This window comes from Lutispora thermophila DSM 19022, assembly GCF_900142105.1.
In the GTDB taxonomy this organism is placed as follows: domain Bacteria; phylum Bacillota; class Clostridia; order Lutisporales; family Lutisporaceae; genus Lutispora; species Lutispora thermophila.
Map to the genome: position 1 here is coordinate 69,748 of NZ_FQZS01000014.1, position 16,440 is coordinate 86,187.

Annotated in this window: 18 protein-coding genes; 17 read left to right on the forward strand and 1 reads right to left on the reverse strand. The window is 33.5% G+C overall.

Going from position 1 to position 16,440, the window contains the following annotated elements:
* Position 1: 1 nt before the first annotated feature.
* The 3 genes from BUB48_RS10990 to BUB48_RS11000 are packed head-to-tail and all read left to right on the forward strand — an operon-like array spanning position 2 to position 1,249.
* On the forward strand, positions 2 to 289 hold the full coding sequence (locus BUB48_RS10990; protein ID WP_073026288.1) for an EscU/YscU/HrcU family type III secretion system export apparatus switch protein: 288 nt from the start codon (positions 2 to 4) through the stop codon (positions 287 to 289).
* The gene (locus tag BUB48_RS10995; protein ID WP_073026289.1) at positions 282 to 659 is read left to right on the forward strand and encodes a YraN family protein; all 378 of its coding nucleotides are present in this window, start codon (positions 282 to 284) and stop codon (positions 657 to 659) included. Before BUB48_RS10990 ends, BUB48_RS10995 begins: the two co-directional genes overlap by 8 nt.
* A gap of 23 nt (positions 660 to 682) precedes the next feature.
* Entirely contained in the window at positions 683 to 1,249 is a 567-nt protein-coding gene (locus BUB48_RS11000) for a tRNA (mnm(5)s(2)U34)-methyltransferase (protein WP_073026290.1), read from the forward strand.
* A 4-nt stretch (positions 1,250 to 1,253) separates the two neighbouring features.
* Here BUB48_RS11000 and BUB48_RS11005 read toward each other — a convergent pair whose 3' ends face one another.
* Positions 1,254 to 2,783 carry a YifB family Mg chelatase-like AAA ATPase gene (locus BUB48_RS11005; protein ID WP_073026291.1) on the reverse strand — a complete coding sequence of 510 codons (1,530 nt, stop codon included), beginning with the start codon at positions 2,781 to 2,783 and terminating at the stop codon, positions 1,254 to 1,256.
* A gap of 182 nt (positions 2,784 to 2,965) precedes the next feature.
* Between BUB48_RS11005 and dprA the strand changes: the two genes are divergently transcribed.
* The 14 genes from dprA (at position 2,966) to BUB48_RS11075 (ending at position 16,420) form a co-directional block, all read left to right on the forward strand.
* Positions 2,966 to 4,036, forward strand: coding sequence for a DNA-processing protein DprA (gene dprA / locus BUB48_RS11010; RefSeq protein WP_073026292.1), 1,071 nt, complete (start codon positions 2,966 to 2,968; stop codon positions 4,034 to 4,036).
* A gap of 79 nt (positions 4,037 to 4,115) precedes the next feature.
* Complete coding sequence (gene topA, locus BUB48_RS11015; protein WP_073026293.1) at positions 4,116 to 6,206, forward strand: type I DNA topoisomerase; 2,091 nt, start codon at positions 4,116 to 4,118, stop codon at positions 6,204 to 6,206.
* A gap of 185 nt (positions 6,207 to 6,391) precedes the next feature.
* Entirely contained in the window at positions 6,392 to 6,922 is a 531-nt protein-coding gene (hslV, locus tag BUB48_RS11020; RefSeq protein WP_073026294.1) for an ATP-dependent protease subunit HslV, read from the forward strand.
* Positions 6,923 to 6,932: 10 nt separating this feature from the next.
* Positions 6,933 to 8,327 (forward strand): ATP-dependent protease ATPase subunit HslU, encoded by a 1,395-nt coding sequence (gene hslU / locus BUB48_RS11025; protein WP_073026295.1) that lies wholly within the window; start codon positions 6,933 to 6,935, stop codon positions 8,325 to 8,327.
* Between the two features lie 18 nt (positions 8,328 to 8,345).
* On the forward strand, positions 8,346 to 9,122 hold the full coding sequence (codY, locus tag BUB48_RS11030) for a GTP-sensing pleiotropic transcriptional regulator CodY (protein WP_073026296.1): 777 nt from the start codon (positions 8,346 to 8,348) through the stop codon (positions 9,120 to 9,122).
* Positions 9,123 to 9,412: 290 nt separating this feature from the next.
* Positions 9,413 to 9,808: a flagellar basal body rod protein FlgB gene (flgB, locus tag BUB48_RS11035; protein WP_073026297.1), complete on the forward strand. Its 396-nt coding sequence runs from the start codon at positions 9,413 to 9,415 to the stop codon at positions 9,806 to 9,808.
* Between the two features lie 5 nt (positions 9,809 to 9,813).
* The gene (flgC, locus tag BUB48_RS11040) at positions 9,814 to 10,257 is read left to right on the forward strand and encodes a flagellar basal body rod protein FlgC (protein ID WP_073026298.1); all 444 of its coding nucleotides are present in this window, start codon (positions 9,814 to 9,816) and stop codon (positions 10,255 to 10,257) included.
* A gap of 15 nt (positions 10,258 to 10,272) precedes the next feature.
* Positions 10,273 to 10,566 (forward strand): flagellar hook-basal body complex protein FliE, encoded by a 294-nt coding sequence (gene fliE, locus BUB48_RS11045; protein WP_073026299.1) that lies wholly within the window; start codon positions 10,273 to 10,275, stop codon positions 10,564 to 10,566.
* A 19-nt stretch (positions 10,567 to 10,585) separates the two neighbouring features.
* A complete protein-coding gene (gene fliF, locus BUB48_RS11050) occupies positions 10,586 to 12,241 on the forward strand; it encodes a flagellar basal-body MS-ring/collar protein FliF (RefSeq protein ID WP_073026300.1) in 1,656 nt (551 codons plus the stop codon).
* Between the two features lie 11 nt (positions 12,242 to 12,252).
* Entirely contained in the window at positions 12,253 to 13,269 is a 1,017-nt protein-coding gene (fliG, locus tag BUB48_RS11055) for a flagellar motor switch protein FliG (protein WP_073026301.1), read from the forward strand.
* The gene (locus tag BUB48_RS11060; protein WP_073026302.1) at positions 13,262 to 14,020 is read left to right on the forward strand and encodes a FliH/SctL family protein; all 759 of its coding nucleotides are present in this window, start codon (positions 13,262 to 13,264) and stop codon (positions 14,018 to 14,020) included. Before fliG ends, BUB48_RS11060 begins: the two co-directional genes overlap by 8 nt.
* Positions 14,021 to 14,025: 5 nt before the next feature.
* Positions 14,026 to 15,339 (forward strand): flagellar protein export ATPase FliI, encoded by a 1,314-nt coding sequence (gene fliI / locus BUB48_RS11065; RefSeq protein ID WP_073026339.1) that lies wholly within the window; start codon positions 14,026 to 14,028, stop codon positions 15,337 to 15,339.
* A gap of 9 nt (positions 15,340 to 15,348) precedes the next feature.
* On the forward strand, positions 15,349 to 15,789 hold the full coding sequence (gene fliJ, locus BUB48_RS11070; RefSeq protein WP_073026303.1) for a flagellar export protein FliJ: 441 nt from the start codon (positions 15,349 to 15,351) through the stop codon (positions 15,787 to 15,789).
* Positions 15,790 to 15,802: 13 nt separating this feature from the next.
* Entirely contained in the window at positions 15,803 to 16,420 is a 618-nt protein-coding gene (locus tag BUB48_RS11075; protein ID WP_073026304.1) for a MotE family protein, read from the forward strand.
* Positions 16,421 to 16,440: the final 20 nt, after the last annotated feature.

Consider the following 16,440-nt stretch of genomic DNA (forward strand, 5'->3'; position numbering starts at 1 on the left):
CATGAGCAAGAATGATAATAAGGTAAAAAAGGCAGCCGCTTTATCCTATAATAGTGAAAAAGATGTGGCTCCGAAAATTGTTGCCTCAGGAAGAGGCTTGATAGCAGAGAATATAATAAAAGCTGCTATAGAAAATAAGGTTCCTGTTTTTCAGAACAGTGATTTGGTTGATAGCTTGCTTAATTTTCAACTAGGGAGTGAAATACCACCGGAATTATATGTGGTAGTTGCTGAAGTTTTGGCATTTATATCATATATAGACAAGGTAAAGGGAGATAAGCATGGATAACAGGATTCTGGGTGAGAAAGGAGAAAAGGCAGCAGCAGAATACTTGGAGAATAAGGGATATCGTATTATAGAAAGAAATTATAAGTGTAAATTGGGGGAAATAGATATTATTGCAGCAGATAATGATACTATTGCATTCATCGAAGTAAAAACAAGGAGTTCAGATAATTTTGGCCAACCTGGAGAAGCAGTTAATTATTATAAGCAAAGAAAAATTGTTCAAACTGCATTGTCATATATATGTGACAAGAATCTCTTTGATTGGATGAGCCGCTTTGATGTTGTTGAAGTTATAACAGATAATGAAAGAATAATAGATATTAATTTGATTAAGAATGCATTTGAGTATTCTGGTAAATATGGTTATTGAAAAATTGTAAGAGGAGTTGTGCTATGTTTTTGAAAAATGCCCTTGATATATCTCATAAGACAGTTAAGCAAATAGTTGTACAAGGAGACATAGTTGTGGATGCCACAGCCGGGAATGGCAATGATACAGCTTTTCTTGCAGACCTTGTTGGGGATGAAGGAAAAGTGTATGCATTTGATATTCAGGATAAGGCAATTGAAAATACCAGAAAAAGGCTTACAGTCAAAAATTTGGATAAGAGAGTAATTTTAATAAAAGATAGCCATGAGAATATGGACAAATATGTACCTTATGGTGTTAAGGCGGTTATGTTTAATCTAGGGTACCTTCCTGGAGGAGATCATTCAATAGGAACAAAACCCTCCAGCACAATAAGAGCTATAGAAAAGTCTTTGGCTCTGCTGAATCCTGGAGGGATAATTATGATGGCAGTTTACTATGGAGGAGATAGTGGTTTTGAGGAAAAAGAAGCCGTAATGGAATATGTAAAGTCAATAGACTATAAAAAGGCCATAGTTTTAGTTCACGACTTTGTTAATCAAATAAACTGTCCACCCATAGCCATATGCATAGAAAAAGTGGGTTTATAGATGATTATAACATATATTTTTTATCTAACGTTCTATGTTGTATAGCCTCTGCTATATGATTGGATTTTATAGTATCAGAATTATCCAGATCTGCTATGGTTCTTGCAACTTTAAGTATTCTATTATAAGCTCTTGCGCTCATGTTATACTTTTCAAAGGCGCTTTGAAGCAGAGCTTTTTCTTTTTGACCAATTTTACAGTATTTGCTCATATGTTTAGGTTTTAATTGAGAGTTAAAATAAATTCCTTCATTGGAATATCTTTTTAATTGTATATCCCTAGCTTTGTTGACTCTTTCTTTGATGGATGAAGAACTTTCGCTTCTGCTATCGCTGCTTAAATCATTAAATTTAACAGGTTTAACCTCAATATGAAGATCAATGCGATCCATTAGCGGACCTGAAATCTTTCCTATATAATTTTTTATTTGATTTACACTACAGGTGCATTTATTGCTTTCATCACCAAAATAACCGCATGGACATGGATTTATGGATGCAATCAGCATAAACTTTGAAGGATATGTTATAGTTCCGTTTACTCTAGATATGGTCACATATTCATCCTCCAAAGGTTGTCTCAGCACTTCGAGAACATGTTTTGGAAATTCTGGCATTTCATCAAGAAATAAGACGCCAAAATGGGCTAAAGATACTTCCCCGGGCTTAGGAATCCTTCCTCCACCTATTAGAGATGCTGCTGACATTGTGTGATGTGGGGAACGGAAGGGTCTTCTAACAATGAGATTCTCACCTTCTTTTAACAATCCAGCCACGCTATATATCTTTGTGACTTCAAGACTTTCCTCAAAAGTCATATCAGGCAAAATTGATGGTAAGCGTCTTGCGAGCATTGTCTTTCCAGAGCCTGGAGGTCCGATCATCAGAATATTATGTGATCCTGCAGCTGCTATTTCCAAAGCTCGTTTAACCGTATACTGCCCTTTAACATCTTTAAAATCCCAGTCATCTGTGTTTTGGATTAAGAGTTTATCTGAAGAAAATACTGTTGGTTCAATATTTAAAGAGCCACTTAGAAATTCTACCATTTCTTTTAGATTGCTTATGCCAATAATATCTAGGCCTTTTACCAAAGAGGCCTCTTGAGCATTTTCAGTGGAAGTGATTATCCTTGAAAATCCCTGTTTTTTTGCTTCCATACACATAGGTAAAATGCCTCTGATCCCTTTTACTGTACCATCCAATGAAAGCTCACCTAGAAATACTGTATTTTTCAATGTTTCTTCAGGGAAGTACATTGAAGATACAAGTAAACCAGCTGCTATTGCGAGATCGAATACAGAACCTTCTTTTCTTATATCTGCCGGAGCGAGATTGATGGTTATTCTTTTATGAGGAAATTGGAGCTCAGAATTTTTTATTGCTGCTTTTACTCTTTCTTTAGATTCTTTTATTGTTGCATCAGGTAAACCAACAATATCAAAACCTGGAAGGCCATTTGACAAATCAACCTCAACTTCTACAATATAACCGTTTACTCCATAAATAGAACAAGAATTAACCTTATAAATCATCAAATACCTCCAATATATTCATAGTTTATATAATATATTCCATAAATAAGTTAATTTACCTTCTATATCAATCAAATGATGTTATAAATTTACACTTAACTCAGGTTAGGTTATTGGATATTTGAAAAAATTACAATGTGAGGTATAATTTTCTTGTAAAAAAATAATGTATGGAGGTCAAAATGGAAGATAAGAAATATAGTATATGGCTGTCTGGATTACCTCAAATAGGTTCTAGAAAATATATTTCTTTAATAGAATACTTTGGAAGTGCTAAAAGAGTTTTTGAAAGTAGTAAGAATGAGTTATTGGAATCAGGTATATTAAACGAGAAAATTGTTGATATAATTATTACAAAACGAGATATTGATAAAATTGATAGATATATGAAAAAAGTGAAAGAAAATGACATAAAAGTCTATACTATAGACGAAGACGAATATCCAAAAAACTTAAAAAATATATATGATCCACCTCCTGTAATATATGTAAGAGGTAATATTAAAGATGAAGATGAAAATGCTATAGCAGTGGTCGGTTCGAGAAAAGCTTCTGATTATGGTTTAAAAACAGCTGAAAAGTTAGGAATTGAATTAGCTGAAGCAGGCATTACGGTGGTAAGTGGTATGGCATTGGGTGTTGATTCAGCTGCTCATAGGGGTGCTTTGAAGGCAGGAGGTAGGACTATAGCGGTATTTGCATGTGGATTAAATTTTGTGTATCCAAAAAGCGGATATAATCTTGCAAAAGAAATAGCTAAGCAAGGTGCAATAATATCTGAATATCCTTTAGGAATAGAAGCGTTGCCACAAAATTTTCCGGCTAGGAATAGAATTATTAGCGGATTGGCAAAAGGTGTGGTAGTTGTTGAGGCAAACGAAAAAAGCGGATCCTTAATAACTGCTGATTTTGCACTGGAACAGGGTAGAGATGTGTTTGCAGTGCCAGGAAATATTGGTGTTCCAAACAGCAGGGGTACGAATGAATTAATCAAAGATGGAGCAAAAATAGTAACATGCACTAATGACATACTGGAGGAGTATGGGTATAGTCATAATAAAATTATTGACAGAGTAGAACGTTTGGATAGTGAACACAAGTTAATCTTAAAATGCCTTGAATGTTCAGGAAAAAGCATTGATGAGATTATAGAATATACAAAGCTTAATATATCCGATGTGTTATCAAAAATTCTTCAATTAGAAATCATGGGAATAATAAAAGAAATAGACAATTTATATTATAAAAACTAATATATATTATGTAAGCTTTGATTATATAATTTAGTTCTGCTATAATCATATTGATTTTTTTTAATTGGAGTGAAAGGCTTTGAAAACTACATTAATTATTGTTGAGTCACCAGCAAAAGTTAAAACTATAAAAAAGTTTTTGAGTTCTGGTTATAAAGTGGAAGCAACCATGGGACATATAAGAGACTTGCCTAAAAGTCAACTTGGTATAGATATAGAAAATGATTTTCAACCAAAGTATATAACTATTAGGGGAAAAGGACAAACTTTGGATAAATTGAAGAAGGAAGCAAAGGGTTGCGATAGAATTTATCTAGCAACAGACCCAGATAGAGAAGGTGAAGCTATTTCATGGCACTTGTCAAAAGTATTAGGTATAGATCCGACAGATAGTTGCAGAATTGAATTTAATGAAATCACAAAAACTGCAGTAAAAAATGCAATAAAGAATCCGAGAAATATTAATATGGACTTAGTAGATGCCCAGCAAGCAAGAAGGGTATTAGATAGGTTAGTAGGTTATAAGATAAGTCCACTGTTGTGGAAAAAGGTAAAAAAGGGTCTGAGTGCAGGTAGAGTTCAATCTGTGGCAGTAAAGCTTATTTATGATAGAGAAGAAGAGATTAGAGCTTTTGAATCCAAGGAATACTGGGATTTAAGCGCCAGACTTTTTGATAACAATTCAAAAAAAACTATAGAGGCGAAGTTCTATGGTGATAACAAGAATAAAATAGAGATAAATTCTCAAGATGAAATGGAAGAGCTATTGAAGAAGTTAGAAGGAGAAGAATATAAGGTTTCAAAAATAAAAAAGGGAGAAAAGAAAAGGAATGCGCCTCTGCCGTTTACAACAAGTACTTTACAGCAGGAAGCCTATAGAAAACTTGGATTTTCTACCAAAAAAACAATGATGATAGCTCAGCAGCTATATGAAGGAGTAGATATAAAGGGTGAAGGTACAGTAGGTCTGGTAAGTTATATTAGAACAGATTCAACAAGGCTTTCTGAAGAGGCGAAAGCAGATGCAAAAAAGTTTATAATTGAAAGATATGGAGATATATACTATAGAAAAAACAATAATCAAGTGAAATCAGGGAAAAAAATACAGGATGCTCACGAAGGAATTAGACCAACATCTGCCTTTAGAGAGCCAAATTTAATAAAGGATTCATTAGATAAAGATCAATACAAACTATACGATCTAATATGGACAAGATTTATTGCAAGCCAGATGGAATCCGCTGTGTATGATATTGTAACAATAGATATTACTGCAGGAAATTATTTATTTAAAGCTACTGGAAGCGCTGTTAAGTTTCAAGGGTTCATGTTAGTATATACTGAAGGAAAAGATGAAAAGGAAGAAGATAAGGATGTTATTTTACCTGAGGTACATGAAGGGCAAGTATTGAAGCTTAAGAAACTAGAGCCTAAGCAACATTTTACGGAACCTCCACCGAGATATACAGAAGCAACGTTGGTAAAAGCTTTAGAAGAAAAAGGAATTGGGAGACCAAGCACTTATGCTCCTATAATATCTACCATACTTGCAAGAGGATATGTAATTAAAGAAAAGAAATATCTTAAAACAACAGAATTGGGGGAGGCAGTAACAAAGCTTTTAATAGAAAATTTCAAAGATATTATTAATGTGGAGTTTACAGCTAATATGGAAAGAGATTTAGATAAGATCGCAGATGGCGAAGAAAAATGGATTGATGTTATAAAAAGGTTTTATATGCCATTTCAAGAAACTTTGAAAATAGCGGAGGAAAGGATTGGCAAAATTGATATACCAGATGAAGTAAGCGAAGAAGTATGTGAATTTTGTGGAAGGAACTTAGTATACAAGATGGGTAAATATGGTAAGTTTCTTGCATGTCCTGGTTTTCCAGAATGCAAAAATACAAAACCCATTGTAGAAAATACGGGTGTAAAATGTCCTAAATGTAGCAATGGACAATTGATTGCAAGAAAATCAAAGAGAGGAAGGAAATTTTACGGATGTAGCAATTATCCAAATTGTGATTTTACCACTTGGGATGAACCTACAAATGAGATATGTCCTAAATGTGGAAGTCATTTAGCAAAAAAATCAAATAATAGGCAGATGCTTTTAAAATGCTTAAATGAAAACTGTGATTATGAGAAACAAGCAAATAATAAGTAGTCCAATATTAACATGTTAGTTAAAATTTTAAATGATAAGAACAGCATGCCATTAAGAAGAAGCTAATAAAAGTATATAAAAAATATTGATAAATAATTACTATTGTGTTACTATTTACTGTGATGAAGATTTAGACTTATTAGAAAATTCGAAAAATTATCATAAGTATCAACTGGAGGAGTATTATGTTTAATGGGACAACTATAGTTGGGGTCTTAAAAAATGGACAATGTGCAATAGCAGGTGACGGACAGGTTACCATGGGACAGAACACAATTATTAAAGCTACTGCAAGAAAGATACGAAGATTGTTTAATGGAAGAGTATTAGTTGGCTTTGCAGGTTCTGTGTCGGATGCCTTTGCTTTATCGGAAAAATTTGAAGAGAAACTGGAGCAATACGGTGGGAACTTAAAGAGATCTGCTGTAGAGCTGGCCAGAGAATGGAGAAAAGATAAGGTATTGAGAAATTTGGAAGCCATGTTGATAGCAGCTGATAAAGAAACCCTTCTTGTTATTTCTGGCGGAGGGGAAGTAATAGAACCCGATGAAGGTTTTATAGCAATAGGATCAGGTGGAAATTATGCACTTGCTGCAGCCAAGGCTTTGTACTACAATACAGATCTTAGTGCAGAAGAAATAGCTAAAAAATCTCTTGAGATAGCTGCATCTATATGTGTATATACCAATAGTAACATAATTGTAGAAGTGATCTAGGAGGTTATTTATGATTGAGTTGACTCCAAAGCAGATTGTAGAAGAGTTAGATAAATATATCATTGGGCAAGAAAGTGCAAAGAAATCAGTGGCAGTAGCATTGAGAAACAGATATAGGAGAAATCAATTGCCAGATGAGTTAAAAAATGAAATCACTCCTAAAAATATTTTAATGATAGGTCCTACTGGTGTTGGAAAAACAGAAATTGCAAGAAGACTTGCGAAGCTTGTAAATGCACCTTTTGTGAAAGTAGAGGCAACGAAGTTTACTGAGGTTGGCTATGTTGGACGAGATGTAGAGTCCATGATAAGAGATATAGTTGAAGCATCTATTCGTATTGTAAAAGCAGAAAAAACCCAAGAAGTAAATGAAAAAGCCTATGAAGCTGCTATAGATTATCTTGGAAAAATATTGGTACCATCGCCAATAAAGAACCGAAAGGACAGTAATCCATTTGAGGCTCTTTTTAACTATCAATACAAAGATAGTCAAATCCAGGATGACGATAAAGATGATGAAAAAATAGTAATGAACAGATTTTATATTAAAGAAAAGATAAAAAAAGGGGAATTAGATAACCAAATAGTTGAAATAGAAGTAGAAGATAGTTCGTCTTCTACAATAGATATGTTCACCGGTGCAGGCATTGAGCAAATGAGTATAAATATTCAAGACATGCTTGGGAATATTTTTCCCAAAAAGGTTAAAAAAAAGAAAGTGACAATAAAAGATGCGATTAAGATACTTACACAACAAGAAGCTCAGAAACTCATTGACATGGATGCGGTAATTGATGAAGCCATAGTTAGAGCTGAAGAAAAAGGTATCATATTTATTGATGAAATAGATAAAATTGCAGGGAAGGACTACTCCGGAGGTCCTGATGTCTCAAGAGAAGGAGTACAAAGAGATATACTGCCAATTGTTGAAGGAAGTACAGTTATGACTAAATATGGACCTGTAAAAACTGACCATATGCTTTTTATAGCAGCTGGTGCCTTTCATGTTTCAAAAGTATCTGACTTGATTCCAGAATTACAAGGCCGTTTTCCAGTCAGAGTAGAATTAACAAGCCTTACAAAGGAGAACTTTAAAGAAATATTGACAAAACCCAATAATGCTTTGATAAAGCAATACAAGGCTTTGTTATCAACTGAAGGGCTTGAAATAGATTTTGATGAAGAAGCTATTAATGAAATAGCAGAAATAGCAGCTGTTATGAATGAGCAAACAGAGGATATTGGAGCAAGAAGGCTATACACTGTTATGGAGAAGTTGTTTGAGGAATTATCTTTTAATGCACCCGATATGGAAGAAAAGCAATTTATCATTACAAAAGACTATGTTAGAAAAACCCTATCAAATAATATCAAGGAGAAAGATACAAGCAGATATATAATATAAAATAGGAGGAATTTTTGAATGACATTGTTAGAGAAAGTTAGGAAAGTAAACAAGGTATTACAAATGACAGGACCTCAACCTGTATCTTTTAAAGAGCTTTGCAATATCATCAGTGAGGTTTTGAATGCCAATGTGTATATTATAAGCAGAAAAGGCAGAGTTTTAGGTTATGGTCTTTGCAGATCAATGGAGTGCAGTATAATTAATGATGAGATACTAGTGGAAGAGAGATTTCCAGAAGAATATAATAATACGTTATTAGGTATCACAGAAACACAAGCAAATATCGAAAAAAAGGATAATCTTTGTGTAGTTGATAACAGCAAAACATGCAATATGGACTTTAAATATTCTACTATAGTGCCTGTTTATGGTAGTGGTGAAAGATTAGGTACTATTATGCTAGGGAAGTTTGATGATGAATTTATCGAAGAAGACTTGGTGTTGTTGGAATATTCGGCAACAGTTGTGGGCATGGAGATGCTTCGTTCTAAACAAGAAGAAATAGAGGAGGAAGCAAGAAAAAAAGCAGTAGTGCAGATGGCAATAGGTACATTATCCTATTCTGAATTAGAGGCTGTAGAGCATATATTTAAAGAACTAGGCGGAAATGAAGGATTGCTTGTAGCAAGCAAAATTGCTGATAAAGTAGGAATAACAAGGTCGGTAATAGTGAATGCCTTAAGGAAATTTGAAAGTGCAGGTGTTATTGAATCCAGATCTTTAGGAATGAAAGGAACCCATATAAAAATATTAAATGATAAGTTAATTGATGAGCTTAAAAAGCTTGGATAATGTAAATTAGCAAAAATAAGAGAGTGTAAAACTCTCTTATTTTTTTGCGAAAAAAAACTATAATTACAACATTTTGTATATAAATAGAACTTTGCTACCATTTACTATATAAAATAAAATATTTATAATTAAGAATAAGTTGAATTTTAGTAGATTTTAATGTATTTTATCATTATATGCTTTAATACAAAGAAATTAATATTTTTGTGTAATTATAAGTTGTTTTAAAAAGGAAAACCATGTTCTTTGTCGAATTAACTATTTTAGCAAATAGAAGGGAATGGTGTCTTATGATAAACAGGATCAGTGATCAAACGGGCTTACTGGAAAGAGCTCTTGATGCCTGTTGGGTTAAAAACGAAGCTATATCAAACAATATAGCTAATGCAGAAACTCCGGGTTATAAAAAGTTTAGAGTATACTTTGAAGCATCAGTTAACAAGTTTAATACAGGATCTATACATAAAAGCCCTAACTTTCTTCCTATAGGAAAAGATCGTACTATGTCAAAAGATATCAAAGTTACAAGAGATTATAGTACATCCATGAGAGCAGACGGTAATAATGTGGATGTTGATGAAGAGAATGCTGAGTTAGCTAAAAATTCAATTCAGTATAATATATTGGCAAATCAATTAATAGGACAACTTAGTATTATTAAAAAAGCGATTAATGAAGGGAGGTAGTTTTTGTGGCTTTATTTGATTCCATAAATATTAGTGCTTCAGGATTAACAGCTGAGAGACTTAGAATGGATATTATATCTCAAAACATTGCTAATGCAAATACTACAAGAACATCTGATGGGATGCCCTATAGAAGGAAAATGGTTGTGTTTAAAGAAGCCAGTGTGAATCAGCCTTTTAGCTATTATTTATCGAATGCTCAAAACAGTATAAAAAAATCTGGTGTTAAAGTCAGCCAAATTGTGGAAGATAAATCTGAGTTTAAATTAGTATATAATCCAGGTCATCCTGATGCGGATGAAAACGGATATGTAAAAATGCCTAATGTGGATATTATGGTAGAAATGGTTAATATGATATCTGCCACTAGAGCATATGAAGCAAATGTTACTTCGATCAATTCTACTAAAAGCATGATCATGAAGGCTCTAGAAATAGGAAGAATATAGCGGGAGGAAAGAACTTTGAGAATAGATTTTACTAATACAAGTAGTCTAAAGCTTCTTGAGAATTTTGGAAGTACTGATAGCAAAAATAGATTATCTTTTAGTGATATGCTGAAGAATAGCATTGAAAAAGTTAATCAATTACAATTAGAGTCCCAAAGTTTAAATAATAAATTGGTAACTGGAAATATAGATAATGTTCATCAGGTTGTCATAGCATCACAAAAAGCGGAATTAGCATTTCAGTTTACACTACAGATAAGAAACAAGATTCTAGATGCATATAACGAGATTATGCGCATGTCCATTTAATTGTGAGGTGACTGATTAAATGGGTGAGGCAATCAAGAAAGTGAAGGATAACCTGAATGAGTTTTGGCAGGGACTTGAAAAAGGACAAAAAATAAGAATTGCAATAATATCTACAATATCTGTGTTGCTTATAGTAAGCATAGGCATAATTTCAGCTATGCCAAGGTATCAGGTTTTGTATCCAAATCTTGATGCCAAGGATGCAGGTGAAATAAAAAATAAGTTACAGGAAATGAAAATCCCTGTTAAAGTTGATGGTACTACTATATTAGTACCTAAAGATAAAGTGGATGAAGCAAGGATAAATCTTGCGATGGAAGGTCTACCCAAAAATGATTTTGTTTTTCCTGAAATGCTTAAATCATCTTTCAACGATACTTCTCAAGATAAAAAGCTGAAGCAAATATTATACATGCAAAACACAATAGCCAATGGGATAAAGTCTTTAGATGGTGTTGAATGGGCACAAGTAAACCTGTTTATTCCTGATGATAATGTGTTTGTTTTGGAAAGTAATAGACAGGAAGCCAGTGCCAGTGTAATTATAAAAACTAAAGCCGGATATCCTGGTCTGGATGAAGCCCAAGTTAATGGAATTGCTCAGTACATATCTAAGAGCGTGAAAGGCTTAAAAGAAGAAAATATAACAATTATAGATGAAAATGGCAGATCTTTGAAGACTGAAGGAACGACTTTCAGCACTCAGGTTAGTACGCAGATGGAGATGCAAGAAGCTACAAGGATTAATATACAAAACAGTGTTAGAAAGTTTTTAGAATCAGTCTATGGTGTTGGTAATGTCAATGTTATGGCTACAGTGAAGCTGAACTTTGATGAAAAAGTAGAAACATCAAAAGAATTTAAATCGCCAGATAATAGTGATGATAATGCTGGACTTATAAGGAGTAAAGAAGAATCAAGTAAGCAATGGACTGGTGATGGTTCAGGCGGTGTGCCAGGAACTGATAGCAATACTGAAATACCTACTTATGTGCAAACTGACGAATCAGAATCAAGTTATAATGAATCCAGCAGAATAGTAAATTACGAGATAAATGAATTTCAAAACCAAATTGTTAAGGAAAAAGGATATATTGAAAATTTGTCATTATCTATATTAATTGATAATAATGCCAAAATTAAAAGAGAGGCCCTAAGATTAAAGTTATCTAATGAACAGAATGGTAATAAAGAATACTACAAAAAAATGTCTTTGACACAAATCGAAAAAGAATTAAAGGATAAAAATGATCCTTCGTTAGATATTGATGATGAAGAGATTAAAAATATAACAGAATTAGCTTTAAAAGCAGTAAAAGGTTTTGGAGTAGAAGATCCAGATAGCATTCATGTCATGGCTATGGATTTTGATACTTCAATAAGAGATTTGGTTGAAAGTGAAACAAATAAAGATAACACATTAGAACCTAAAGATTTTATACCTTACGCATTAGCTGCATTAGTACTTGCAGGAGCAATGATTTATATTTATAGAAGAAACAAGAAATATGAAGAAAAAGATGAAGATGATGTTGAAATGGCGTTAAGTAAGATAGATGAAGTTTCAGAACTAACTGATATTGATAATGAAGTTAAGAAAAAAGTAGAGAAATTTGTGTCCCAGAAACCAGAGCAAGCAGCGCAGCTATTGAAGACATGGCTAAATGAGGAATAAAGAGTGATGATATGGGCAGGACAAGCAAGGGTCAATTTACCGGTTTGCAGAAAGCGGCTATTTTGCTCATAGCAATTGGTCCTGAGAAATCTGCTCTAATATTTAAGCATTTAAAAGAAGAAGATATTGAGCAGCTAACTCTTGAGATTGCAAATATGAGGACTGTCGCTCCAGAAGAAAAAGAACAAGTTCTTGAAGAATTTTACCAGATTTGCTTAGCACAAGAGTATATATCAGAGGGTGGAATATCATATGCAAAAGAGGTTCTGGAGAGAGCTTTAGGAAATCAGAAAGCTTTGGATGTAATAAATAAGTTGACTGCATCTTTACAGGTGAGACCGTTTGATTTTGTTAGAAAAGCAGATCCTTCTCAATTATTGAATTTCATTCAAGGCGAGCATCCCCAAACCATAGCGCTCATTCTTTCATATCTAAAGCCTCAGCAAGCTTCGGCAATATTGTCTGCATTATCTCCGGATAAACAGGCTGATGTGACAAGAAGGATTGCGATGATGGATAGAACATCGCCGGAAGTAATTAAAGAGATAGAAAGAGTTTTAGAGAGAAAGCTTTCTTCTATGATCAGTCAGGATTACACATCTGCAGGAGGTATTCAAGCGGTTGTAGATATATTGAACTCCGTAGATAGAGGTACTGAAAAGAACATTATGGAAACTCTTGAATTACAGGATATTGAGTTAGCAGAACAGATCAAAAAGAGGATGTTTGTCTTTGAAGATATTATTACCCTTGACAATCGTTCCATACAGAGAGTTATCAGAGAGGTTGAGAATGGAGATTGGGCTCTTGCTCTTAAGAGTTCCAGTGAAGAGGTTGCAAAGGCTGTATTCTCCAATATGTCTAAGCGACTAGCTGAAATGATTAAAGAAGATATGGAATATATGGGCCCTGTAAGACTAAGAGATGTAGAAGAAGCACAGCAGAAGATTGTCAATGTAATTAGAAAACTTGAAGATGCAGGAGAAATTGTAATAGCTAGAGGTGGAGGCGATGAGATAATTGTATAGAGTATATAAATCTCATAAAGTAAATGTTGGAACTCCTAAACCTCTGGTCAATAAAATAGAGAGTATTAATTTAGATGTAGTAAATGTTAGTGATGATAAAAATGTAGAAGATATGGAAAATGTTGATGCTAATAAAGAGTATGACAGGATTATAAAAGAAGCACATGAAATGTATTCGAAAATAATTGAAGAAGCAAATGATGAAGCGAAAAGAATAGCTGATGAAAAGTTAGTTGAGATAGAGAATCTTAAGCAAAATGAAATGCAAAAAGCGTATGAACAAGGTTTTAAACAGGGTTTGGAAGATGCAAGAAGGAAGACCAGTGACATTATTAAGGAAGCAGCTGATATTGTAATCTATCTCAATAAAAGAAAAGAAGCTATATTCAAAGAAGCTGAAGAAGAAATAGTAGAGCTAGTATTAAATTTGGTTAAGAAGATTATTGGAGATGAGATACAACAAAATAAGAATACCATAATATCTCAGATAAAAATTGCATTAGAAAAGTGTACCTATAGAAATAAGGTTACTATAAGGGTTAGCAGTGAAGATTATCCCAATGTACTAGTAAATAAGGATATTATAGAATCATTAGTTGAAGGAATATCCGAATTGGAAATAATAGAAGATAAGTTTCTAAAAAAAGGTGATTGTATTGTAGATACACCATCAGGTGAAGTCAACTCAAGCATTGAACTGCAAATAGAGCAACTGCAAAAAGCCTTTTACTTTGCATTGAGAAATGAGTGATAGCTTTGACAAAACTTAATTTATCCAAGTATAAGAAGATTGTTGAAACGAAAGATTTTGTTAGATATAGTGGTAGGGTATCGCAAGTTGTAGGCTTAACCATTGAATCCGTTGGACCTGCTGTTAACTTAAATGAATTGTGCAGCATAGTAAACATCAAGAATAAAAACCCTATCTTAGCGGAAGTTGTAGGTTTTAAAGGAAATACCGTAAGTTTGATGCCATTGGGATCGCTGGATGGAATAGGGCCAGGAAGTCAAGTAGTAGCAACAGGAAAAAGCATGCATATAAATGTGAGCAATGACCTATTGGGTAGGGTACTTGATGGATTAGGACAACCTATAGATGGTAAAGGACCAATAGAAAGTAATAGTTTATACTCAATATATAACGAACCACCGGATCCGCTGCTTAGAAAGATAATTGATACTCCATTATCATTAGGTGTTAAAGCTATTGATGGCATGTTGACTATAGGAAAAGGGCAGAGAGTTGGAATATTCGCCGGAAGTGGTGTAGGTAAAAGCACTTTGCTTGGAATGATAGCAAGAAATACAACGGCTGATATTAATGTAATATGTTTGATTGGTGAAAGAGGAAGAGAAGTAAATGAGTTTATAAAAAATGATTTACAGGATGAAGGACTAAGCAGATCAGTTCTTGTTGTAGCTACTTCAGATCAACCTCCTCTAATTAGATTAAAATCAGCCTATGTGGCAACAACTATAGCAGAGTATTTTAGAGACCAGGGAAAAGATGTTTTGCTTATGATGGATTCCCTTACTCGTTTTGCTATGGCTCAAAGAGAAATAGGATTATCTATCGGTGAACCTCCTGTATCAAGAGGGTTTACACCATCTGTATTTTCTGTGTTGCCTAAGCTTCTTGAAAGAACAGGTACATCTGATAAAGGCTCTATTACAGCATTTTATACAGTACTTGTTGATGGTGATGATATGAATGAGCCTATTACAGATGCTGTTCGTGGAATTTTAGATGGACATATAGTTTTATCAAGACTTCTTGCTAACAGAAACCATTATCCTTCCATTGATGTTCTTGCAAGCATTAGCAGACTTATGCCTAATATTGTATCAGATCATCACAAAGAGTTAGCAAATGAAATTAAGAAATTACTATCTATATATAAAGATTCGGAAGACTTAATAAATATAGGGGCATATCAGAAAGGAAGCAATAAAAAAATTGATTTTGCCATAGAAAAAATAGATAGCATAAATCAATTCCTAACTCAATCTACAAAAGAAAAAGTAAGTTTTGACGATACTATACGCATCATGGAAAATATATTAAGTTAGGTGATTATTTTGGCTACATATAAATTTAAATTTCAAAAAGTCCTTGAGTATAGACAAAGCTTGGAGGATCAAAAAAAGAACCTATTTAGTTTAAGCATGAAGAAATACTTGAGAGAGAAGGATGAGTTAAATGATTTATATAATTCATTGAAAAATTGCAATAATGAGTTATATAAGTTGGCAAGCAATGGAACAACTATTGGAGAATTGAGAGATATTTATGAAGAACAGATATTTTATAGAGAAGGAATTAAGCACAAAACTAATGCCGTTATCAAGGCAGAAGAAGAAGTAAAGAAGAACAGGCAAGAACTTGTTAAAGCAATGCAAAACAGAAAGACAATGGAAAGGTTAAAAGAGATCTACTATAATGAATTTCAAGTTGATGAGCAGCGCAAAAACGAAAAGAATATCGAAGAAATAGTTTCCTTCAAGGAAAGCAGAATGTGATGGGGGTAAGAACATGCAGCAAGTTGAAAAGAAAAAGAATGTTAAAACAGGAAAGATACATGTAAAGCTGCAAAACTTCTTCCTTATATTGATGATACTAGCTTTAACGGCAATAATTGCGGCAGGATGTATTTTGGTATTCAATATAGGAGGTGCTAAACCAGCACTACTCAAGTATATGTCAACTTGGCCTGTTGTAGGCAATATAATAGGGCCAGTTGAAGAAGAGAAAACACCCCAGCAAATAGAATTGGAAAAGATAGAGCAGGAAAAAAATGCTCTAAAAATAAAAGAAGAGCAGTTAAATGAAAAGGAAAAGGAAATTGAAGAAAAAGAGAAAACTCTAGCTGCTAAAGAAGAGTCCTTGAAGGAAAAAGAGGCTCAATTGGATGAGAGATTAGATAGATTAAATACAAAACTTGATAGTGTCATGGAACAAGTAGAATACTTAGAGAAGATGGATGCAGCAAAGGCAATGCGAATTTTATCTAATATGGAAAGCAAAGATACAGTTGTTCAAATTCTAAGAAACATGAGTAAAGATAAAAGCAGTTCAATCCTAGTGCTTATGGATCCAGTGCAAGCAGCTCAAATTCTAGAAGATATTGCTGCTGTAGAAGGCAGTAATTGATGTAATAACTTAGAAAGGAG